The following is a 22157-nucleotide window of genomic DNA, read 5'->3' as shown; positions in this document are numbered from 1 at the left end:
GGCCTTCTGGGGGGTGCTTGCGTCCGTCGCGCGGGGGGCCGGGGGCGGGCGGAGGGTGGGGTGGGGGCAAGTATGCCATTGTGCTGGTGGGCGGGGTGTTCCGGGGGAACTGGTCGCGGGGGGGCGGGGGGAATGGCGGAGGTTCGTGGAAATCTCCGGTGACGGAACGTGCCCAACCGGTTTCGCGAAGTGGCCCAAAGGTCGTACCCTCCCATAGTGACCTCTTGGGGGTTTACTTGCCTATGACGGACCCATCCGACACGCGCGACCTCGGCCCGCGGCCCTACTCCCCGCTCTGGATCTACCTGACCGGGGTGGTCGCCGCAGGCTTCGCGGCGCTGCTCGCCGCCGAGCTGAGGCTCGGCGTCGAGGAGTTCTCCGTGCTCGCGCGCACGTCTCTGTTCTGGATGCTGGTCGTGCTGGTCGTGCTGGGAGAACTCCGGCCGATCATCGTCTCCAACTCCCGGCTGGCCGGAGGCACGGCGACCTCGACGCTGTTCACCTTCGCGGTCCTGCTCTACCACGGCCTGTCCGTGGCCGTGCTGATCCACACGCTCGCGCTGGTGGTGAGCGGCCTGCTGCACCGCAGGGCCTGGCACCGCGTGGCGTTCAACGTCTCCCAGGTGGCCCTGGCCTCCACGGCGGCGGCCGTGGTGCTCGGCGCGTTCGGCCACCATCCCCACCCGGCGGATCCCTGGATCCCGGGCGGTACGGACATCGTGCCGGTGGGCTTGGCGGCCGTGGCGTACTTCGCGGTGCGCGGCGTGCTGGTCTGCTCCGCCGTCGCCCTGCACGAGCGCCGCTCCCTGCCGAGGGTGCTGCGGGCCACGATCGTCCACCAGAGCGTCATGTACGTCGCCCTGCTCGGCCTCGCCCCGCTCGTCGTGGTCGTGATGAACCGTTCCCCGGCGCTGGTCCCCCTGTTCGTGGCCCCGCTGGCGACGATGTACTTCACCGCCTCGCTGTCGCGCCGCCGCGACCACCAGGCCATGCACGACGGCCTGACCTCGCTGCCCAACCGCAAGATGCTGATCGTCCGCACCGAGGAGGCCCTCGCCGAGGCCCGCGAGGGCGAGCGCGTCGGCCTGCTGCTGCTGGACCTGGACCGGTTCAAAGAGGTCAACGACACCCTCGGCCACCCCGTCGGCGACCGGCTCCTGCAGATCGTCGCGCACCGCCTCACCCACAGCGTCCGCCCCGGCGACGTGGTGGCCCGCCTGGGGGGCGACGAGTTCGCGGTGCTGCTGCCCACGGTCCGCGACGCGTTCGCCGCCCGCGAGGTGGCCGCGCGGCTGCGGGTGGCGCTCACCGAGCCGGTGCGCCTGGAGGGCATGACGTTCGACATGGACGCCTCGGTCGGCATCGCGCTCTACCCCGACCACGCGCCGGACTTCGAGCTGCTGCTGCAACGGTCGGACGTGGCGATGTACTTCGCCAAGGAGGCCCGCTCCGGCGTCGAGGTGTACGTCGCGGAGAAGGACCGCAACTCCCCCGAACGCCTCAACCTGCTCGGCGACCTGCGCCGTGCCATAGGCGGCAGCGAGCTGACGCTGCACTACCAGCCCAAGGTCGGTCTCGTCACCGGCGTGGTCGAGGGCGTCGAGGCGCTGCTGCGCTGGCGGCACCCCGTGCGGGGGCTGGTGTACCCGTCGGACTTCATCCCGCTGGCCGAGCAGTCGTACCTCATGCGCGAGCTCACCCAGCACGTGATCGACGTGGCGCTCGAACAGGCCGCCGAGTGGTGGCACCGCGGCATCAAGGTCCCGGTGGCGATCAACGTCTCGGCGCGCGACCTGCTGGACCCCGCGCTGCCCGACCTGCTGGAGGCCGGCCTGCGCCGCCTGCGGCTGCCGTCGGACGCCATCCAGCTGGAGGTCACCGAGCGCATCCTGATGACCGACCAGGCGTACACCGCCGACTCGGTGCACGCCCTGGTAAGGCTCGGCGTGCCGCTGGCGCTGGACGACTTCGGCACCGGCTACTCCTCGCTGGTCCGCCTGCAACGCCTGCCGGTGAGCGAAGTGAAGATCGACGGCTCGTTCGTGCAGCGGCTCGGCAAGTCCAGGGACGACGAGCGCATCGTGCGCTCGATCGTGGACCTGGTGCGCTCGCTCGGCCTGCGCTCGGTCGCCGAGGGCGTGGAGACCGAGGAGGTGGCCGCCTGCCTGCGCGAGATGGGCTGCGACGCCGGGCAGGGCTGGTGGTTCTGCGAGCCGATGTCCGCCGCCGACGTCACCACCTGGCTGCGGGAGCGCCGCATGGCGGCCGACGAGCTCCCGCTGTGCGAGTCGGCCGAGGTCACCGCGTCCTAGCGCCTCCGGCCGCGGCGGACGACGGCCGAGGCCGCGCCGCCGAAGGGCCCCGGCCGGGCAGGCCCGCGTCATGGCCGGGGGAGCGGCGGTTAACGGTTCGGCCACGTTCGGTCACTCGCCCTAGGATGACACTTGTCCGATCGCCGTCCATGAAACGGGTTGACGACTCATGTCCGCCATAACCCGCGACGAGGTAGCTCACCTCGCCCGCCTTTCCAGGCTGGCGCTGGCCGACGCCGAGCTCGACCACTACGCCGCGCAGCTCGACCAGATCATCGCCGCGGTCGCGCGTGTCGCCGAAGTCGCCACGGGAGACATCCCGCCCTCCTCGCACGCCCTGCCGCTCACCAACGTCTACCGGCCCGACGAGGTGCGGCCCTGCCTGTCCCCACAGGAGGCCCTCGCCATGGCCCCGGCCGTCGAGGACGATCGTTTCCGCGTGCCGCGCATCCTCGGGGAGGAGGCATGAGCCTCACCCGCAGGACCGCCGCCGAGCTCGGCGAGCTGATGGCCACGGGCGAGGTGTCGGCCGTAGAGGTCACCCAGGCCCACCTCGACCGCATCGCCGAGGTCGACGGCCAGGTGCACGCGTTCCTTCACGTGGCGGCCGAGGCGGCCCTGGAGCAGGCCCGCTCGGTGGACTCCCGCCGCGCCGCCGGCGAGCAGCTCGGCCCGCTGGCCGGCGTGCCGGTCGCGCACAAGGACGTCTTCACCACCAAGGACATGCCGACCACGGCCGGTTCCAAGATCCTCGAAGGCTACCGGCCGCCCTACGACGCGACCGTGACCGCGCGCCTGCGCGAGGCCGGGCTGGTCATCCTCGGCAAGACCAACCTCGACGAGTTCGCGATGGGCTCCTCCACCGAGAACTCCGCGTACGGCCCCTCGCGCAACCCGTGGGACCTCGGGCGCATCCCTGGCGGCTCCTCGGGCGGCTCCAGCGCCGCCGTGGCCTCCTTCCAGGCCCCGCTGTCCACCGGCACCGACACCGGCGGCTCGATCCGCCAGCCCGCCGCGGTGACCGGCATCGTGGGCATGAAGCCCACCTACGGCGGCTCGTCCCGGTACGGCCTGATCGCCTTCGCGTCGTCGCTGGACACCCCCGGCCCGTTCGCGCGCACCGTCCTGGACGCCGCCCTGCTGCACGAGGCGTTCTCCGGCCACGACGTGATGGACTCCACCTCGATCCACTCCGAGGTGCCCCCGGTGGTCGAGGCCGCGCGGCACGGCGACGTCGCGGGCCTGCGGGTCGGCGTGGTCAAGGAGCTCTCCGGCGAGGGCTACCAGCCCGGCGTGCTCGCCCGCTTCCAGGAGGCGGTCGACCTGCTGGACTCCCTCGGCGCCAAGGTCGTCGAGGTCTCCTGCCCGAGCTTCACCTACGCCCTTCCGGCGTACTACCTCATCGCGCCGTCGGAGTGCTCGTCCAACCTCGCGAGGTTCGACGGCATGCGTTACGGCCTGCGCGTCGGCGACGACGGCACCCACAGCGCCGAGGAGGTCATGGCCCTGACCAGGGCGGCCGGCTTCGGCCCCGAGGTCAAGCGCCGCATCATGCTCGGCACGTACGCCCTGTCCAGCGGCTACTACGACGCCTACTACGGCTCGGCGCAGAAGGTCCGCACCCTCATCGCCCGCGACTTCGAGGCGGCGTTCCACCAGGTGGACGTGCTGGTCTCGCCGACCACGCCGACCACGGCGTTCCCGATCGGCGAGCGCGCGGACGACCCCATGGCGATGTACCTCGCCGACCTTTGCACCATCCCGGCCAACCTCGCGGGCAACGCCGCCATCTCGGTGCCCTGCGGCCTGGCGGACGAGGACGGCCTGCCGACCGGGCTGCAGATCATGGCCCCGGTCCTCGGCGACGACCGCTGCTACCGCGTCGGCGCCGCCGTCGAGAAGGCTTTCCAGGACCGCTGGGGCGGCCCGCTGCTGAAGGAGGCTCCGGCACTGTGACCACCACCCGCGCCACCATGCCGTACGACGAGGCGCTGGAGCGCTTCGAGCCGGTGCTCGGCCTGGAGACCCACGTCGAGCTCGGCACCGTGTCCAAGATGTTCTGCGGCTGCCGCACCGATTTCGGCGCGCCGCCCAACACCCACGTGTGCCCGGTCTGCCTGGCGCTGCCCGGCGCGTTGCCGGTGGCCAACGACAAGGCGATCGAGTCGACCATCCGCATCGGCCTGGCGCTGAACTGCTCCATCGCCGAGTGGTGCCGCTTCGCCCGGAAGAACTACTTCTATCCGGACATGCCGAAGAACTACCAGATCAGCCAGTACGACGAGCCGCTGTGCACCGACGGCTACCTCGACGTCGAGGTCGAGGGCCGCACCTTCCGCGTCGGCATCGAGCGGGTGCACCTGGAGGAGGACACCGGCAAGTCCACCCACGTGGGCGGCGCCACCGGCCGCATCCAGGGCGCGGACTACTCCATCGTCGACTACAACCGCGCGGGCATCCCGCTGGTCGAGATCGTCACCAGGCCGGTCGAGGGCACCGACAGGCTCGCGCCCGAGGTCGCCAAGGCGTACGTCACCGAGCTGCGTGAGCTGCTGCGCGCCCTGGACGTCTCGGACGTGCGCATGGAGCAGGGCTCGCTGCGCTGCGACGTCAACGTCTCGCTGATGCCCCGCGGGTCGTCCGCGTGGGGCACCCGCACCGAGACCAAGAACGTCAACTCCCTGCGCAGCGTCGAGCGGGCGGTGCGCGGCGAGATCGAGCGCCAGGCGGCGATCCTCGCCGACGGCGGCCGCATCGTGCAGGAGACCCGCCACTTCCACGAGGACACCGGCGCCACCACGCCGGGCCGGTCCAAGGAGGAGGCGCAGGACTACCGCTACTTCCCCGAGCCCGACCTGCTGCCGATCGCCCCGGCCCCCGAGTGGGTCGAGGAGCTGCGGGCCTCGCTGCCCGAGCCGCCCGCCGCCCGCCGCGCCCGGCTCCAGGCCGAGTGGGGCCTGTCGGACCTCGACATGGCGGCCATGCGCAACGCCGGGGCCGTCGACCTCGTCGAGGCGACGATCGCGGCCGGGGTGCCCGCCGCGGACGCCCGCAAGTGGTGGATGGGCGAGCTGGCCCGCCGGGCCAACGAGTCCGGCACCGCTCTCGCCGACCTGCCGATCACCCCGGAGCAGATCGCCCGGGTGGTCGAGCTGGTGGCCTCCGGCGCGTTGAACGACAAGCTGGCGCGCCAGGTTCTGGAGGGCGTGCTGGCCGGCGAGGGCTCCCCCGACGTGGTCGTGGAGGCCCGGGGCCTGCGCATCGTGAACGACGAGGGCGAGCTGTTCTCGATCATCGACGACGTGCTGGCCGCCAACGCCGACGCGGCCGACAAGGTCCGGGCCGGCAAGATCGCCGCGGTCGGCGCTCTGGTCGGCGGCGTGATGAAGGCCAGCCGCGGCAAGGCCGACGCCGGCCGCGCCCGCGAGCTGATCCTGGAACGGCTCGGCGTCTCCGGCTGAGAGCGCGTCTTTCCGGGGCCCCGCGGCGTGTCCGTGGGGCCCTTCGCGCGTCCCGCGGGGGATCTCCGCTGGTCACGTGGCGGGCTTATTGGTGAGGGTGGGGAATGGCAGAAATTCCCCACGCAGAGGGAGTGGATTCATCTACCGATGTAGAAGAATTTACGCGTGATAGTGGTTTAGTGTGAGGCGGGGGAGTCGGGTTCGAGTGGGAGGAGGCGGGGGCGTGCGTAACGCCGGTCCTTCCGTCGATCCGCCACCCGACCCTTTCGCAGCGGTTCGCCCCGATTCTCCAATGTCGCTGCCCGCAGACCGCGACCATCCCGGCGACCACCCGGCGGCCGAGCCCGCGCCCAACGGCAAACGTCTCCCGCGCGGCGTCTCCCCGCTGCCTCCCGGTGTGTCCCCCGAGGTGTTCACGCCTCCCGGATCCCCGGGCAGCCTCCCCGGCGCCGGGGTCCCGCCCCCGGGCGCCACGCCGCCGCCGGTCCCCGGCCAGCCGAGCGCGCTGCCTCCGCCGGGCACGGCCCAGTTGTGGACGGTGTCCAGCACCCGCCGCGGCGACATCACCGCCGAGCCGTCCGTGGTCATCGCGCCCGAGTCCGCCGAGGAGGAGCCCTCCGGCCGGCTGCGCGGCCCTCTGCTGGTCATCGGCGGCTTCGTGCTGCTGTTCATGCTCGCCTACGGCGTGCCCGCCACGTACATGTGGGGCAGGGTCCTGCCGGGCACCCACGTGGCGGGTGTGCGCATCGGCGGCATGACCGAGACGGCCGCCATCGACCGCATCCGCCAGCGTTTCGAGGGCCTGGACCGCCAGGCCGTCCCGCTCGTCGTGGACGGGCGGCGCGTCGGCGTGCTGGACCCGCAGGAGGCGGGCCTGGCGTTCGACGTCGAGCGCACGGTCGCCGCGGCGCAGAAGGGCTTCCCGAGCCCGGTCGCGGTGTGGCAGTCGCTCACCGGCGACCGCGAGCTGGCCCCGCTGATCTCCGTCAACACCGCCAAGTTCGCGTCCTGGATGCGCGGCGTCGCCAAGGACGTCGACCGCACCGCCCGTGAGGGCGCCATCGTCTACACCGGCACCACGCCGAAGGTCGTCCCCCCACGCGACGGCGTGATCCTCGATCAGCAGGCCGCCGCCCTGACGATCAAGCGGGCGTTCCTCAGCCGCCCCGCGGCGATCACGCTGCCGGTGGCGACGGTGCGCGCGAAGGCGGACGCCGCGGCGTTCAACCGGCGGCTCGCCATGGCCCGCGGCGCGGTGGCAGGCCCGATCACCCTGGTCAACGGCAACAGGCGGGTGCCGCTGTCGCCGGAGGTCATCGCAGCCAACCTCGTGTTCGTGGCCGACAACGGCGGAGTCGTGCGCCCGGAGTTCGACGCCAAGACCGCGGTGACCGATTACGAGACCACGTTGGTCGGTGCCTCCCAGGCGCCGCGCGACGCCGGGTTCGTCATCGAGAACGGCGTGCCGAAGCTGGTCCCGGCGCGCACCGGCCGCGGCGTGAACATCGGCGAGCTGGGCTCGGCCGTGTCCAAGGTGATCACCAAGGGCGGGGGGCGCGTCATCCCGGTCTCCCTGTCCATCACCGAGCCGGCCCTGCGCGACCAGGAGGCGGCGAGCTTCGGCATCAAGGAGAAGATCGGCCGGTTCACGACGTTCTTCCCCTGCTGCGCCGCCCGGGTGACCAACATCCAGCGGGCCGCCGACATGGTGGACGGCCACCTGGTGCGTCCCGGCGAGACGTTCTCGCTGAACGAGATCATCGGCCGGCCGGACCGGTCGCGGGGGTTCGTCCCGGCCCAGCTGATCGAGGGGAACCGCCTCGCGATCGGCATGGGCGGCGGCCTCTCGCAGTTCGCCACCACGCTGTACAACGCGGCCTTCTACGCGGGGATGACCGACTTCAAGCGCGGCTCCCACGCGTTCTACGTGCGCCGCTACCCTCTCGGCCGGGACGCGGTGCTCGCCTACCCCGACCACGACCTGGCGTGGCGCAACGACTCCGCCCACGGCGTGCTGATCAAGACGGCGTACACCGACGCCTCGGTCACCGTCGAGATGTGGAGCACCAAGAGGTACGACCGCATCGAGCCGGAGACCTCGCCCAAGTCCGCGGTGACGCAGCCCCACACCGTCACCGACGACGACCCCGGCTGCCTGCCGATGGACGGCGCCCCCGGCTTCACCGTCACCGTCACCCGGGCCTTCTACCAGGACGGCCGCCTGCTCAAGCGGGACGAACCGATGACCACGGTGTACCAACCCCGCGACCGGGTGATCTGCGCGCCGCCGCACTCGCCGACGTCGGACGGTTCGGTGGACAGCGATCAGTCCGGCAGCGGCACCCTGCCCCCGTCACCCGCCATCCGCGACAACGCCCCTCCGGGCAACGGCGGTTCGGGCCGGAACAAGGACAAGACGAAGAACAAGAACCGCGGCAACGGGAACGGTCACGGGAACGGCAACAGCGGGAACGGCAACAAGCGGAAATGACCCCGTTCGTGCCCATTTAGCCCTCCGGGACGGGCCGCGTGGCCCGTCCCGGAACGGAGATCACCGCATCGGGATGACCAGGATGCGATCGTCCCCTTTGTGCGGGGAGCCACGGCCGTCCTTGTTGCTGGTGGTGACCCACAGGCTGCCGTCGGGGGCCGTCTCGGCGGCCCGCAGGCGGCCGAAGACGCCCTTGAACCTCGCGACGGGGACGCCGAGCTTGCCGTCCTCGCCGACCGGGACCTGCCACAGCCGCGCGCCGCGCAGCCCGGCCGCCCACAGCGACCCGCCCGCGAACGCCATGCCGGACGGGGACGACTCCGCGACGGTCCAGGTGATCAGGGGGTCGGCGTACTCGTCGCGGCCGCCGGTGCCCTCCACGGCGGGCCAGCCGTAGTTGCGGCCCTTCTCGATGCGGTTGATCTCGTCGTAGGTGTTCTGGCCGAACTCGGTGGCGTACATGCGCCCCTGGTCGTCCCAGGCCAGGCCCTGGACGTTGCGGTGGCCGTAGGACCAGATCACGTTCTCCATGGGGTTGCCGGGGGCCGGGGTGCCGTCCACGGTCATCCGGAGGATCTTGCCGCCGAGTGAGCCGAGGGCCTGGGAGAGCGGGTCGTCGCCCGCGTCGCCGGTGGCGGCGTAAAGGTAGCCGTCCGGCCCGAATGCGATTCGCCCGCCGTTGTGGTTACCGCTCGCGGGGATTCCGTCGAGGATTTTCGTTGAATCTTTCAGTACTCCGTCATACCGATATCGCACGATACGGTTCTCGGTTTCCGTAGTGAAATAGACGAAAATATAGCGATCCTGGTTGAATTTAGGTGAAACGGCTACGCCGAGCAGACCCCCCTCACCGGAGGCGGAAACTCCTTCGATCTTCCCGACCGTGGTGACACGGCCGGCCTTGGTGACCCGCAGCAGTCGCGCCGAGTCGCGCTCGGTGACCAGCGCGTCGCCGCCGGGCAGGAACGCGATGCTCCACGGCACGCTCAGCCCGGACACCAGCGTCCGCGGCTTGCCGGGCGGCACCGCCAGCCCGACGCCCTCGGCGGGAACCGCGGGCTTGCCGGGGCTGGACGGGATCTCCTCGGGTGGGGCACTCGCGGCGGGAGCCTTTGCGGTGGCCCCGCCGCCGCCCCCGGGTGCGGCCTGGCCCTGCGTGCACCCTCCTGCCAGCACCGCGGCGAGCACGGCCGCCGCGGTGAGGATGTACGGCCGCCCTGTGCCCCCGAGGCGAAAGGGATGGCGGGCGCCCCGGTGGGACAGGGACAACTGGTCGTTCATGTGCGACCTCCTCCGTGACTCCTTACTGGTGCCCAGGCCCTGAGGTTCCTGAGCCGAGGGCTGTTCTCTTAGGGTTGACGTCCATGAGGATCTGGGCCCCGTCACAGGCCGTCGCCGATGTGCTGATCGATCTCCCCGAAGTGGAGTGCACCGTCTACTCCGGCGGCGCGGAGCCGCCCGACGGCGCCGAGCACGTCGAGGTGTGGATCCCGCCGCTGATCCCGCCCGGCACGCTTCGCGACCTGCTCGGCCGTATGACCAAGCTGCGCCTCGTACAGACGGTGACCGCGGGCGTCGAGCCGTATCGCCCGTACGTACCCCGTGGTGTGATCCTGTGCAACGCTCGTGGCGTGCACGACGCCGGCACGGCGGAGTGGGCCGTCGGTGCGATGATCTCCGTGCTGCGCGATTTTCCGGCATTCACCCTGGCCCAGGAAAGCGGCAGATGGGACTACCGCCACACGGGGGTGCTCGCGGACGCGTCCGTATTGATCGTGGGATACGGCTCGATCGGCCAGGCGCTGGAGCGCAGGCTTGCGCCGTTCGAGGTGGAGGTGGTAAAAGTCGCCCGCTCCGCCCGCGAGGGGGTGTACGGCATGGCCGACCTCCCCGCGCTGCTGCCCGAGGCGGACGTGGTGGTGCTGCTGGTGCCCCTGACCGACGACACCGTAAAGATGGTGGACGCCGGCTTCCTCGCCCGCATGAAGGACGGCGCGCTTCTGGTGAACGCCGCCAGGGGCACGATCGTGGACACCGGCGCGCTCGTCGCCGAGCTCGCCACCGGCCGCCTGCGGGCCGCTCTCGACGTGACCGACCCCGAGCCGCTGCCCGCCGGGCACCCTCTGTGGACGGCGCCGGGCGTGCTGATCACCCCGCACGTCGCCGGCAGCACCCCCGCCTCGGTGCGCCGCACCTGTAAGCTCATCCGGTCTCAGATGTTGAGATACCTGTCCGGGGAACCACTGAACAACGTGATCACAGGTTCCTATTGACCGTCCTGACAACGGATGCTGACTCCGACCGATAGGAAAGCAAACCCGTAACGTGGCTGCCTCGTGACCTCCGATGCGTACCGTGAGTTTCACCGCGCGACCGTCCGGAGGCACTAGGGCGCTTATCAGATCGGTGACGACTGGGCGGTTGCCGCCTCCCGCGCCACCGGGAGGGCGCGACACTGGCGACGTGACAGGGATGAGCCGCATGGGCGACGACGTTGAACGGGCTTCGTGACCCCAGGGTCCCGTTGACCGCCGCCGGCCTCGCCGCGGTGGTGCTGGCGGCTGCCCTGCTGTGGAACGGCTCCTCCGGCCTCGCCGCGCTCGCCGGCGGCGTCGCCGGGGTCCTCGCCGCGCTCTCGCTGGCCGTCGCCTCCGTCCGCGCCACCCGCTCGCGCCGCCGCTCCACCTCCTGGCGCTGGCTCGCCGCGGGCGCGGTCACCTGGGTCGCGGGGGCCGGTGTGCGCCCGGTGGCCGAGGGCACGCCGTTCGTGCTGACCTTCGCCGACCTGCTGCTCCTCGTCGGCACCGTGCTGCTCGCCATCGGCTGCGGCCAGACCGCGCGCCGCCGGGCGTACGGCCGGTCGCTGCTCCACTACGTCCTCGGCGCCTACATCAGCGGCGCGTCGCTGTTCGCCGTCTGCTGGGTGCTGCTGCTCGCGCCCGCCTACGCCGGTGCCGAGGAGCCGGGCACGCTGGTGCTGCCCGTGTTGTGCCTGCTGGCGACGTGCGCCGTCGCGCCCGCCGTGCTGGCCGCACGCTCGGCCGGCCGCCGGGTCGGCGTCGCGGCCCTGATCACCCTGGCCGCCATCACCGCGGAAGAGTTCGCCACCGCGCTCGGCCGCATGGACGGCAGCGGCGCCTCGCCGCTCGCCGTGCTCCCCGCCTGCGCCGCGTTCCTGCTGCTCTCCGCCGCCCCCTGGTCGGGCCGTGCCCTGGTGCGCCCGCCGCGCTCCACGCCGTCCGCGCTGCTCGACGGCATGCCGCTGATCCTCGCGGGCGCCGCGACGGTTGTGCTGGTGATCCGGGTGATCGCGGGTCCGGTCCAGCGGCCGGTGGCCGTGCTGCCCGTGGTGGCGGCGTCGGTCGTGCTCGTGCTGCTGGCCAAGGTCTTCTTCCTGGCGCTGACCACCGCGAGCATGCGCGGCACGGTCGAGTCCGGCGAGCGGCGCCTCATGCACCTCGCCGAGAGCGCGGGCGACGTCGTGCTGGTCTGCGACCCCGACGGCATGATGCGCGAGATGGGGCCGGGCGTCGAGGCGCTGTACGGCTACCACCCGCAGGAGCTGGTCGGCCGCTCCATCTTCGACTACGTCCACTCCGAGGACGCCGAGGCCGTGCAGGCGGCGCTGCGGGCGATGAGCGACGACGAGACGCACGACCGGCAGAGCGCCTGCCGCCTCGCCTGCCGGGTGCGCGCCGCGGACGGCACCTGGCGGCCCGCCGAGTCGGTCGCCACCCGCCACCCGAGCGAGGGCGAGGACCTCGTCCTGATCTCCACCCGCGACGTCAGCGACCAGGTGGCCCTGCGCAACCAGGTGGCCCACCTCACCTTCCACGACGGCGTGACCGGCCTGCCGAACCGCGCCTACTTCGAGGAGCGCACCCGCGAGGTGCTGGCCCGCCGCACCGGCGGGCGCACCGCCGTGGTGTTCCTGGACCTCGACGGCTTCACCGGCGTCAACGACTCGGTGGGCCATGCCGCGGGCGACCACCTGCTCAGCCAGGCCTCCCGGCGCATGCGCGCGGTGCTGCGCACCGGCGACACCCTGGCCCGCTGGGGCGGCGACGAGTTCGCCGTGCTCATCGAGTCGGGCTCCCCGGGCGGCGCCGGCGGGTCGGCGGGCTCCGGCGGCTCGGGTGACGCGCAGGTGGCGATCGACCTGGCCGAGCGGCTGGTGCGCGCGGTGTCGTCCGAGCCGTTCCGGGTGGCCGACCGCGACATCGCGCTGACCGCCAGCGTCGGGGTGGCGTTCGCCGACGAGGACATCACCTCGGGCGACCTGATCCGCAACGCCGACGTGGCCACCGCGCGGGCCAAGGAGCTCGGCGGGCGGCGTGTCGAGGTGTTCGCCGCCCACATGCACGCCGACGTGGTACGCCGCCTTGAGCTCGCCGCCGACCTGCAGCGGGCGCTGCTCGCCGAGCAGTTCGCCCTGGAGTACCAACCGGTGGTCGACCTCGCGACGTCCCGGGTGACGGCCGTGGAGGCCCTGGTGCGCTGGTGGCGCGGCGGCACGTTCGCCCCGCCCCGGCAGTTCCTCGGCGCGGCCGAGGACACCGGGCTGATCGTCCCGCTCGGCGAGTGGGTGCTCGGCCAGGCCTGCCGCGACGTCGCCGCGTGGCGGGCGTCGTCCTGGGACATCGGGCTGTCGCTCAACCTCTCCAGCCGCCAGATCACCGCGCCGCGCTTCGTGGAGACCGTCGAGGCGGCGCTGAGCGAGAGCGGGCTGCCGCCGAGCGCTCTCACCCTCGAAGTGATCGAGGAGATGCTGGTCGAGGACGCCGAAGAGATCATCGAGCGGCTGTCCCGGCTGCGCGAGCTCGGCGTCAAGCTCGCCATCGACGACTTCGGCACCGGCTACGCCTCGCTGGCCCTGCTGCGGCGGCTCCAGGTCGACATCATCAAGATCGACCCGTCCTTCGTCGCCGGCCTCGGCAGGGACGACGCGCTGACCATGCTCACCCGCACCATCGTGGGGGTCGGCCACGACCTCGGCCTGGTCGTGGTGGCCGAGGGCATCGAGTGCCCCGAGCAGCTGGAGCTGCTGCGCGAGATGGGCTGCACCCGCGGCCAGGGCTACCTGGTGGCCCGTCCGATGGCCGCCCGCGGCGTCGACACCCTCATGCCCACCAACCTCTCCCCGCTGCAGAACACCGCCTGACCCCGGCGCGGCGGCGCGCCGGGGGCCGCGCGGCACCGTGCCCGCTACGCCGTGCCGCCAGGGGATCGCGAATCGGCTGTCCCGAATCCTGAGACATGTGTCCGGGGATTTGACACCCCGGCCCGCTCAGGGGCTATCGTTGCGGCATGCATCTCTCTGGGGACTTCAGCGCCGGGCCCGCCCGGTTCCTGAACGTAGTACTTCGCCGGCGCGCAGGTCGCTGACGAACGAGTCCCCAACCTGCGCGCAGCCCCAGCGCCGCCGTCCCGGCGGGCGGGGCCTTTTTTATGGCCACACGCAGCTCAGCCAGGCAAGGAACGAGCCGATGACCGAACAGATGACAGGTGCGCAGGCCCTCGTCAGGGCACTGGAGCAGGTCGGGGTCGACACGGTGTTCGGGATCCCGGGCGGTGCCATCCTCCCCGCCTACGACCCGCTCTACGACTCCGCCAAGGTCAGGCACGTGCTCGTACGCCACGAGCAGGGCGCCGGCCACGCCGCCGAGGGCTACGCCCAGGCGACCGGGCGAGTGGGGGTCTGCATGGCCACCAGCGGGCCCGGCGCGACCAACCTCGTGACCGCCATCGCCGACGCCTACATGGACTCGGTGCCCATCGTCGCGATCACCGGGCAGGTCGCCACGCCGCTCATCGGCACCGACGCCTTCCAGGAAGCCGACATCTCCGGCATCACCATGCCGATCACCAAGCACAACTTCCTGGTGACCGACGCCGGTGACATCCCCCGGATCATCGCCGAGGCCTTCCACATCGCCTCCACCGGCCGCCCCGGGCCGGTGCTGGTCGACATCGCCAAGGACGCGCTCCAGGCCACGACCACGTTCTCCTGGCCACCGGTCATGCGGCTTCCCGGGTACCGCCCGGTGACCCGCCCGCACTCCAAGCAGATCAGGGAGGCCGCGCGGCTGATCGCCGAGGCGCGGCGCCCGGTGCTGTACGTCGGCGGCGGCGTCCACAAGGCGCGCGCGTCGGCGGAGCTGGCCGAGCTGGCGGAGCTGACCGGCATCCCGGTCATCACCACGCTGATGGCCAGGGGCACCTTCCCCGACAGTCATCGGCTGCACCTCGGCATGCCCGGCATGCACGGCACGGTCGCCGCGGTGGGCGCGCTCCAGCGCAGCGATCTGATCATCGCGCTCGGCACCCGCTTCGACGACCGGGTCACCGGCAGGCTGGACACCTTCGCCCCGCACGCCAAGATCGTGCACGCGGACATCGACCCGGCGGAGATCTCCAAGAACCGCCACGCCGACGTCCCGATCGTGGGCGACTGCCGCGAGGTGCTGACCGAGCTGCTCACCGCCGTGCGGCACGAGCACGCCGAGGGCCGCACGGGCGACTACACCGCCTGGTGGACCACGCTGAACGGCTACCGCGACACCTACCCCCTCGGGTATGACGAGGCCGAGGACGGCTCGCTGTCACCGCAGTACGTCATCAAGCGGATCGGCGAGATGGTCGGCCCGGACGCCATCTATCTGGCGGGCGTCGGGCAGCACCAGATGTGGGCCTCGCAGTTCATCGGCTACCAGAACCCCGGAACGTTCATCAACTCCGGCGGCGCGGGCACCATGGGCTTCGCGGTGCCGGCGGCGCTCGGCGCCAAGATGGGCCGCCCGGACGTCGCGGTGTGGGCCATCGACGGCGACGGCTGCTTCCAGATGACCAACCAGGAGCTCGCCACCTGCGCGCTGGAGGGGGTGCCGATCAAGGTCGCCGTGATCAACAACGGCAACCTCGGCATGGTCCGCCAGTGGCAGACCCTGTTCTACAACGAGCGCTACTCCAGCACCGACCTGCAGTCGGTGCGCCGTATCCCCGACTTCGTGAAGCTCGCCGAGGCGTACGGTTGTGTGGGGCTGCGCTGCGAGCGCCCCGAGGACGTGGACGCGACGATCGCCAAGGCCATGGAGATCAACGACGTTCCGGTGGTCATCGACTTCGTGGTGCACAAGGACGCGATGGTCTGGCCCATGGTCGCGGCCGGCACCGGCAACGACGACATCAAGGTCGCCCGGGACATGGCTCCGGTGTGGGAGAACGAGGAGGACGAGGCATGAGCCGTCACACGTTGTCGGTTCTCGTCGAGAACAAGCCCGGTGTGCTCGCCCGGGTGGCCGCGCTGTTCAGCCGGCGTGGCTTCAACATCGACTCCCTGGCGGTCGGGCCGACCGAGCACGACGACGTGTCGCGCATGACCATCGTCGTGAACGTCGCCGAGCTGCCGCTGGAGCAGGTCACCAAGCAGCTCAACAAGCTGGTCAACGTGATCAAGATCGTGGAGCTCGACCCGTCGCAATCCGTGCAGCGGGAGCTCACACTGATCAAGGTCCGGGCCGACGCGGAGAACCGCTCGCACGTGCTGGAGCTGGTGCAGCTCTTCCGTGCCCGGTGCGTGGACGTCGCCACGGACGCGGTGACCATCGAGGTCACCGGGACGCCGGACAAGCTCGACGCCTTCATCCGGGTGCTGGAGCCGTTCGGCATCAAGGAGCTCGTCCAGTCGGGCATGGTGGCCATCGGCCGCGGCGCCCGTTCCATCACCGACCGCTCGCTCCGGGCCCTGGACCGCAGCGCGTAGCCGTACGGCGACGCCGGGGTGAGCCGTACGAAATTCCATGAAAGGCAATCCAGTGACTGAGATCTTCTACGACGACGACGCCGACCTGTCGGTCATCCAGGGCCGGCACGTGGCCGTCCTCGGCTACGGCAGCCAGGGGCACGCCCACGCGTTGTCGCTGCGCGACTCCGGCGTGGACGTCCGGGTGGGGCTCCCCGAGGGCTCCAAGAGCCGCGAGAAGGCCGAGAACGACGGCCTGCGCGTCCTCACCCCGGGGGAGGCGGCCGAGGAGGCCGACCTCGTCATGATCCTCGCGCCGGACCACGTGCAGCGCTCCCTGTACGCCGAGCACGTCGCGCCGAACCTCGTGGAGGGCGACGCGCTGTTCTTCGGGCACGGCCTGAACATCCGCTACGGCCTGATCGAGGCGCCCGAGGGCGTCGACGTCGCGATGGTGGCGCCCAAGGGCCCCGGCCACCTGGTCCGCCGCCAGTTCACCGCCGGCCGCGGCGTGCCGGTGCTGGTCGCCGTCGAGCGTGACGCCACCGGCAACGCCTGGCCGCTCACGCTGTCGTACGCCAAGGGCCTCGGCGGCACCCGGGCGGGCGCGCTGAAGACCACCTTCACCGAGGAGACCGAGACCGACCTGTTCGGCGAGCAGGCCGTGCTCTGCGGCGGCGTGTCCGAGCTGATCAAGACCGGTTTCGAGACGCTGATCGAGGCGGGCTACCAGCCCGAGGTCGCGTACTTCGAGTGCCTGCACGAGATGAAGCTCATCGTGGACCTCATGTACGAGGGCGGCATCTCCAAGATGTACTGGTCGGTGTCCGACACCGCCGAGTACGGCGGCTACAGCCGCGGCTCGCGCATCGTCAACGCCGAGACCAAGGCCGAGATGCGGCGCATCCTGGACGAGATCAAGTCCGGCGACTTCGCCCGCGAGCTGGTGGCGGAGTTCGACGGCGGCCAGGGCAACTTCCGCAAGTACCGCGAGGAGCTGGCCGGGCACCCGATCGAGCAGACCGGCGCCAAGCTGCGTCCGATGATGAGCTGGCTCAAGGAGAAGTGACCGTCGCCGCGGCCCCGTCGCGGCGCGCCGCCGGCCCCGCCTCCGTACCCGGGCGGGGCCGGTTCCTTTTCACCTCGGGGTTTCAGGCGTTCAGCACTGGACCGGCTTGCGCCAGGAGCACTCCAGGTCCCCCGACGCGTCCTGCGGCGCCGTGCGCAGGGCGGTGGCGGCGGCCACGTCGGCCGGGTTCTCCCGGCTGAACCGCGCGAGCCGCACCGCGATGGCGTCCTCCAGGTTCTTCGGCGACGCCGACAGGTAGTCGTTCATCAGGATGGAGAACACCAGCTGTTCGCCGTCCGCGCCGGTCACGTAGCCCGAGAGGCCGGTGACGCCGGTCAGCGAGCCCGTCTTGGCGTGCACGTTGCCCGCCGCCGGAGTGCCCGTCATTCGGCTGCGCAGCGTGCCGCCGGTGAACCGGGCGGAGACCCCCGCGATGGGCAGGGCGTCGTACCACGTGCCGAACCACGGCTTGCCGCGCAGCGCGGCGAGGTACGAGGCCAGCTCGCCGGGCGTCACGCCGTCCACCTGGGACAGGCCGGAGCCGTCGCGCAGCCGTACGGCGGTCATGCCGTTGGCCGCGGCGAACCTGGCGGTGACGGCCAGCCCGGCGCTCCAGGTGCCCGCGCCGGAGACCGCGCGGCCCATCGACTTGGTGAGGATCTCGGCGTGCATGTTGTTGCTGAGCTTCATGAACGGCACCAGCAGCTCGCCGAGCGGCATCGACCGGCGCTCGGCGACGCTCGCGGCCGAGGCCGGTGTGGCGCCCCGGCCCGTGGAGCCCTGCACCCGCACCCCGTGCTTGGCGAGGGCGGCGCGGAACAGTGAGGCGGCGTATCCCGTGGGGTCGTCCACCGCGATCCACTCGTCGTACCGCGCGGCGACGGTGCCGGTGACCACGACGCGGTTGGTGCCGTGCACCCGCGTGACGAGCACGTCGGTCTCCGTGCCGGTCGTGGCGCGGTTGTCGATGGTCACGTGGGAGGTCGCCGGCGTGGTGGTCACCTTGGCCTTGGCGCCGGCCGAGGCGCCCGGCTCGACCGAGACGATGACCGACCCGGCGTCGTAGTCGGTGTCGGGGGACGCGGTGAGCGCGGAGATCTGGGCCGCGTAGTAGTACGGCTCGTCGTCCTGGGCCCAGTCGGTGCCGAGGCGCTGGTCGTCGAACCAGGTGTCGTCCGCGATCAGCTTGCCGGTGACGACCTTGATCCCGGCCGCCGCGACCTTGGCCGCCAGCGCGTCGTAGTCGGCGGCCAGCATGGTCGGGTCGCCGGTGCCCCTGAGGTACAGGTCGCCGGTGAGCGTGCGTCCCGAGCGGCGGCCCTTGCTCAGCACTCCGGTGGTGAAGCGGTGATCCAGTCCGAGGGTGTCCACGGCCGCCGCCGAGGTGAGGAGCTTCATGTTGGAGGCGGGGGCGAAGACCTTGCCGGGGAGCTGGGCGTACAGCTGCTCGCCGGTCGCGGCGCTCCTGACCACCACGCCCGCCCGCGCCACGGTGAGCCGCGGGTCGTTCAGCAGCTGGTCGAGGTCCCTGACAAGGTCGGCGACCCCCGGCGGCGGGTCCGCGGCGTTGGCGGGGACGGCCACACCGGACGCCCATGTCAGGGAGAGTGTCAGCAGAACGGCCGCCAGCGGGCCGGCCGGTCGTCGGGGCATCCGCACGGGTTCCTCCAAAGGTGAATGGCCCGGATCATGCCCAGGATCCTTCGGAAAGCCCGCCGCCGCGGCAATACGGAAATGTTCGTATCTTGCGCGGGTGTTCACGAACGCGGTCAAGACGGGCGAACGACGCCGGACGACCGCGGAGCGTTCGCGTCGTCTACTGGGGCGCGCAGACCATGAAGGCGCACTCGCCGAACGAGATCTCGTCCCCGGCGTGCACCCGTGCGGGCCCGACCAGGCGCCAGCCGTTCAGGCGGGTGCCGTTCAGCGAGCCGAGGTCGACCAGCAGCCAGTCCTCGCTGTCGCGGCGCAGCTCGGCGTGCACGCGTGAGACGGTGAGATCGCTGAGCACGAGGTCGCACTCGGAGCCGCGCCCCACGACGTACCGCGACCGGTTGTCGCCGGGCAGGGCCAGGCGGGGGAGGCGCGGGCGGCGCCAGGCCGACTCGATGCGCGTGGTGAGGTCGGACACCGAGGCCACCGCGTCGGTGATCCTGCGCCGCCATCTGCCGCGCGGCGGGAGGTCGGAGACCAGGTCGGTCAGCTCGCCCTGGCTGCGGGCCCGCAGCGCGCGGTCGACCCGGCCGAGGAACGTGTCGTGGGAGATCTTGCCCTCGACCGCGTGATCGCGGAGCTCGCTGATCGCGCGATCACGGTCTCCATCGGAGGCGCGCACTGGCGGATGCGACGAGCTCATCTCCCGAGTATCGGGCCGCTGACGGCGGAGTGTCCAGATTATGAGGGATCTGGGTTGCCCGGCGCCGTGGGGCGCCGGGGACCGGTGGGACGGGCGTGTCAGGCGGGCCGGGGAGGGGTGACCGCCTCGTCCAGGTGGGCGGCGGTCAGCCGGTATTTCAGCGTCATCAGCACCCCGCTGAGAATGATGATTGCGGGGATGATGGTTTCCGCGACCACGACGGCGCTCAGCGCGCTGTCGGGCTGGGTGACGGGGTGCTCGGGGTCGGAGGAGATGAAGCCTCCGACCGCCAGCACGCCGCCGACCACCAGGGCGCCGAGCGCGCTCACCGCGCTCTCCACGGCCGTCCACAGGCCGGTGAAGACGCCGCCCCTGCGCTGGCCGCTCACCGCCGCGTCGTGCGCGATCACGTCGGCCAGCATGGAGAACTGCAGCAGCTGCAGCCCGGCGTACCCGAGGCCGACGACGAAGATGGCCGAGTACGCCAGCCACGGCCCGGCGAACGGGGTGAGCCCCGCCGCCAGCGCGCCCGACATGAACAGCGAGCCGGACAGGATCATCGCGCCGCGCTTGTCGAGCTTGCGCGCCAGCCACACCCACAGCGGCATGGTGAACAACATCGGGCCCACCAGCACGGCGAACAGCAGGCTGGTCGCCTCGGGGTCGCCGAGGGTGTACGCCGCGAAGTACGGCGCGCCCGCGAGCATCACGCCCGCGCCGAGCGTCTGGGCGCTGGACAGGCCGAGCAGCCACAGGAACGGCTTGCTGGCCCGCGCGGCGGCGATCTGGGTGCGCAGGGTGCCCTCGGACTCGGTGCTGCCGGTCAGCGGCGCGCGGCGGGTGCCGAAGAACGAGGCGAGCATCGACGCCAGCAGGATCGCGGCGAAGATGAATCCCATCAGCCGGTAGCCGTCCAGCGTGCCGTTGGCGATGGCCGGCGCGACGATGCCGCTCAGCGCCACCGCGAGCGCGATGAAGATCATGCGCCACTGCAGCAGCGAGGTCCGCTCGTGGTAGTCGTCGGTCATCTCGGCCGGCATCGCCTTGTACGGCACCTCGTACAGCGCGTACCCCGTCGCGGCGATCAGGAAGAACAGCCCCACGAACAGCGCCGCGGGCGTGCCCTTCAGCGGGGGCCCGATGAAGGTCACCGCGAACGCGACGGGCAGGACGGCCGCCCCGGCGAGCAGCCACGGGCGCCGCGGGCCCCACCGTGAGGTGGTGCGGTCCGACCACCGGCCGACGAGGGGGTTGAGCACCAGATCCCAGGCCTTGGGCGCGAAGACCACCACGCCGGCCAGCCAGGCGGGCACGGCGAGGACGTTGGTCAGGTAGAAGAGCAGCAGGAGGCCGGGGATGGCGGTGAAGGACGCCGTGCAGAACGACCCCACCCCGTAGCCGAGGCGCACGCCACGGGAGACGACTTGCGGGCGGGGGGTGGCCGTCGTAGAGGGCAGCATTGCGACATTACAGCTCAGCAAGCGCTTGGCTGACCAGCCTTTGACCCCGCTCCGAGGGTCACCGATACGTCACAAGTGCCGGATCTGTCGTGTGAGTGGCGCGATGGGCACACGTGAACCGGTCGCGGCCGTCTCGTGCGGTCACCGCCGGAGGATGCGCGGTGCGGACGGGTCAGGAGTCGCGGACGTCGGCGCAGACGACGTGGGCGCCGAGTTCGATCATGCGGCGCTCGGTGTTGGCGTCGGCCACCCGGGCCATCAGCACGGGCGCCTCGCTGGCGGCCAGCTGGGGCAGCCGGGCCCGCACCATGCGGTGCAGGTCGCGCACGATGTCCTCGGCCGCGCGGGTGTGCACCTTGACGTGCAGCATGATGCCCGACGACCCGGAGACCGTGCGGGCCTCGGAGATCCACACGTGGTGCACCAGCGGGAAGTCCCGCAGCAGCTCGGAGATCGCGACGCGCAGCGCGGGCAGGATCGGGTGGTGGCACCGCTTGTAGCCGGGGTCGACCTGCTGCATCGGGCCGGACAGGTGCGGCCGCGGCGCGGGGATCCAGGCGCGGGCGGGTGCCTCGTCGGTGCGGCCGGACACCGGGGCGGTCAGCGTCTCGTGGCGGGCGAGCGGCTGGGCCACGGGCGCGGCCTGGTGGCCGACGCTGGCCATGGCGCCGGTGGCGTAGGCGGTCGGCGAGGCGCTCGACATGGCGGGCGCGGGCCGGGCGCTGCGGGTGCCGGCGAGGTAGCGCTGGAGGTCCTCGATCGGGATGGCCGCCGCGGCGGGACCGGCGGCGTCGATGACGATCTCGCGGACGCCGGTGACGCGCTGGATGTCGAGGATGGTGTCGGCGTCACAGGCCGACAGCGAGTGGTAGCCACGGTGCCGTGCGTACGTGCCGGTGCCTGTGTAACCGAGCAGAACGCGTTCGCCGGTCTGCGTCGTGCCGAGGACGACGGATCGATCCGGCCGTACGGCGACCAGGATGCCCCACTCGGCGAGAGCCGCAAGAAGCCGGTGCGGGCTGCCGTGCTGCGCGAGCACTTCTCCGAGAGCGGGGTTCCCGATGCTCATACGACACACGATAGGTAGTGGGACACAGCTTATCAGCCTAATCGTCAAGAAATGTTGTGATCAATACCAACTTGGCGGCTTGCGGGTGGAATCCAGTTTAGGGGGGTACCCCGGTCCGCGTCTCGTATGCCGGACGCTCGTGAGTTGATTCACAAGCACGGATAGACTCAGGGCTTGTCCGTGCATCCGCACTTCCTG

15 protein-coding genes are annotated in these 22157 nt (G+C 71.6%); 10 read left to right on the top strand and 5 right to left on the bottom strand.

What is annotated here, in order from left to right; all coding sequences use genetic code 11:
• Positions 1-242: 242 nt before the first annotated feature.
• The 5 genes from ACFP1K_RS31640 (at position 243) to ACFP1K_RS31620 (ending at position 8264) form a co-directional block, all read left to right on the top strand.
• Entirely contained in the window at positions 243-2312 is a 2070-nt protein-coding gene (locus tag ACFP1K_RS31640; protein ID WP_380760225.1) for a putative bifunctional diguanylate cyclase/phosphodiesterase, read from the top strand.
• A gap of 169 nt (positions 2313-2481) precedes the next feature.
• Positions 2482-2781: an Asp-tRNA(Asn)/Glu-tRNA(Gln) amidotransferase subunit GatC gene (gene gatC, locus ACFP1K_RS31635; RefSeq protein ID WP_380760223.1), complete on the top strand. Its 300-nt coding sequence runs from the start codon at positions 2482-2484 to the stop codon at positions 2779-2781.
• Positions 2778-4268 carry an Asp-tRNA(Asn)/Glu-tRNA(Gln) amidotransferase subunit GatA gene (gene gatA, locus ACFP1K_RS31630; protein ID WP_380760220.1) on the top strand — a complete coding sequence of 497 codons (1491 nt, stop codon included), beginning with the start codon at positions 2778-2780 and terminating at the stop codon, positions 4266-4268. The genes gatC and gatA overlap by 4 nt, the downstream gene beginning before the upstream one ends.
• Positions 4229-5773 (top strand): Asp-tRNA(Asn)/Glu-tRNA(Gln) amidotransferase subunit GatB, encoded by a 1545-nt coding sequence (gene gatB / locus ACFP1K_RS31625; protein ID WP_380760229.1) that lies wholly within the window; start codon positions 4229-4231, stop codon positions 5771-5773. The genes gatA and gatB overlap by 40 nt, the downstream gene beginning before the upstream one ends.
• Positions 5774-6065: 292 nt before the next feature.
• On the top strand, positions 6066-8264 hold the full coding sequence (locus ACFP1K_RS31620; RefSeq protein WP_380760218.1) for a VanW family protein: 2199 nt from the start codon (positions 6066-6068) through the stop codon (positions 8262-8264).
• Positions 8265-8324: 60 nt separating this feature from the next.
• Here the strand turns inward: ACFP1K_RS31620 and ACFP1K_RS31615 are convergent, their stop codons facing one another.
• Positions 8325-9545, bottom strand: a complete 1221-nt coding sequence (locus ACFP1K_RS31615) for a PQQ-dependent sugar dehydrogenase (RefSeq protein WP_380760216.1) — start codon at positions 9543-9545, stop codon at positions 8325-8327.
• A gap of 83 nt (positions 9546-9628) precedes the next feature.
• Here ACFP1K_RS31615 and ACFP1K_RS31610 point away from each other — a divergent pair, with 83 nt between their 5' ends.
• The 5 genes from ACFP1K_RS31610 (at position 9629) to ilvC (ending at position 17074) form a co-directional block, all read left to right on the top strand.
• Positions 9629-10537: a 2-hydroxyacid dehydrogenase gene (locus tag ACFP1K_RS31610; protein WP_380760214.1), complete on the top strand. Its 909-nt coding sequence runs from the start codon at positions 9629-9631 to the stop codon at positions 10535-10537.
• Positions 10538-10788: 251 nt separating this feature from the next.
• Positions 10789-13425, top strand: a complete 2637-nt coding sequence (locus ACFP1K_RS31605) for a putative bifunctional diguanylate cyclase/phosphodiesterase (protein ID WP_380760212.1) — start codon at positions 10789-10791, stop codon at positions 13423-13425.
• A 37-nt stretch (positions 13426-13462) separates the two neighbouring features.
• Positions 13463-15505: an acetolactate synthase large subunit gene (locus ACFP1K_RS31600; RefSeq protein WP_380760210.1), complete on the top strand. Its 2043-nt coding sequence runs from the start codon at positions 13463-13465 to the stop codon at positions 15503-15505.
• Positions 15502-16026, top strand: coding sequence for an acetolactate synthase small subunit (ilvN, locus tag ACFP1K_RS31595; protein WP_347626761.1), 525 nt, complete (start codon positions 15502-15504; stop codon positions 16024-16026). Before ACFP1K_RS31600 ends, ilvN begins: the two co-directional genes overlap by 4 nt.
• A gap of 37 nt (positions 16027-16063) precedes the next feature.
• Positions 16064-17074: a ketol-acid reductoisomerase gene (ilvC, locus tag ACFP1K_RS31590; protein WP_380760207.1), complete on the top strand. Its 1011-nt coding sequence runs from the start codon at positions 16064-16066 to the stop codon at positions 17072-17074.
• Positions 17075-17164: 90 nt separating this feature from the next.
• Here ilvC and dacB read toward each other — a convergent pair whose 3' ends face one another.
• The 4 genes from dacB to ACFP1K_RS31570 form a co-directional block, all read right to left on the bottom strand.
• Positions 17165-18727 (bottom strand): D-alanyl-D-alanine carboxypeptidase/D-alanyl-D-alanine endopeptidase, encoded by a 1563-nt coding sequence (dacB, locus tag ACFP1K_RS31585; RefSeq protein WP_380760205.1) that lies wholly within the window; start codon positions 18725-18727, stop codon positions 17165-17167.
• Between the two features lie 163 nt (positions 18728-18890).
• A complete protein-coding gene (locus ACFP1K_RS31580; RefSeq protein WP_380760203.1) occupies positions 18891-19430 on the bottom strand; it encodes an FHA domain-containing protein in 540 nt (179 codons plus the stop codon).
• A 98-nt stretch (positions 19431-19528) separates the two neighbouring features.
• On the bottom strand, positions 19529-20890 hold the full coding sequence (locus ACFP1K_RS31575) for an MFS transporter (RefSeq protein WP_380760201.1): 1362 nt from the start codon (positions 20888-20890) through the stop codon (positions 19529-19531).
• A gap of 172 nt (positions 20891-21062) precedes the next feature.
• A complete protein-coding gene (locus ACFP1K_RS31570; protein WP_380760199.1) occupies positions 21063-21959 on the bottom strand; it encodes a hypothetical protein in 897 nt (298 codons plus the stop codon).
• Between the last annotated feature and the right edge of the window lie 198 nt (positions 21960-22157).

It is taken from the genome of Sphaerisporangium aureirubrum (assembly GCF_042658925.1).
GTDB classification, from domain to species: Bacteria; Actinomycetota; Actinomycetes; order Streptosporangiales; family Streptosporangiaceae; genus Sphaerisporangium; species Sphaerisporangium aureirubrum.
Note: the sequence above shows the minus strand (reverse complement) of the source record. Positions and strands in the feature narration are given on the sequence as shown.

What these genes read in the sequence shown, in the direction of transcription:
- ACFP1K_RS31640 (WP_380760225.1), top strand. Translation starts at nt 243, where the DNA reads ATGACGGACCCATCCGACACGCGCGACCTCGGCCCGCGGCCCTACTCC.
- gatC (WP_380760223.1), top strand. Translation starts at nt 2,482, where the DNA reads ATGTCCGCCATAACCCGCGACGAGGTAGCTCACCTCGCCCGCCTTTCC.
- gatA (WP_380760220.1), top strand. Translation starts at nt 2,778, where the DNA reads ATGAGCCTCACCCGCAGGACCGCCGCCGAGCTCGGCGAGCTGATGGCC.
- ACFP1K_RS31620 (WP_380760218.1), top strand. Translation starts at nt 6,066, where the DNA reads ATGTCGCTGCCCGCAGACCGCGACCATCCCGGCGACCACCCGGCGGCC.
- ACFP1K_RS31615 (WP_380760216.1), bottom strand. Translation starts at nt 9,545, where the DNA reads ATGAACGACCAGTTGTCCCTGTCCCACCGGGGCGCCCGCCATCCCTTT.
- ACFP1K_RS31610 (WP_380760214.1), top strand. Translation starts at nt 9,629, where the DNA reads ATGAGGATCTGGGCCCCGTCACAGGCCGTCGCCGATGTGCTGATCGAT.
- ilvN (WP_347626761.1), top strand. Translation starts at nt 15,502, where the DNA reads ATGAGCCGTCACACGTTGTCGGTTCTCGTCGAGAACAAGCCCGGTGTG.
- ilvC (WP_380760207.1), top strand. Translation starts at nt 16,064, where the DNA reads ATGAAAGGCAATCCAGTGACTGAGATCTTCTACGACGACGACGCCGAC.
- dacB (WP_380760205.1), bottom strand. Translation starts at nt 18,727, where the DNA reads ATGCCCCGACGACCGGCCGGCCCGCTGGCGGCCGTTCTGCTGACACTC.
- ACFP1K_RS31580 (WP_380760203.1), bottom strand. Translation starts at nt 19,430, where the DNA reads ATGAGCTCGTCGCATCCGCCAGTGCGCGCCTCCGATGGAGACCGTGAT.
- ACFP1K_RS31575 (WP_380760201.1), bottom strand. Translation starts at nt 20,890, where the DNA reads ATGCTGCCCTCTACGACGGCCACCCCCCGCCCGCAAGTCGTCTCCCGT.
- ACFP1K_RS31570 (WP_380760199.1), bottom strand. Translation starts at nt 21,959, where the DNA reads ATGAGCATCGGGAACCCCGCTCTCGGAGAAGTGCTCGCGCAGCACGGC.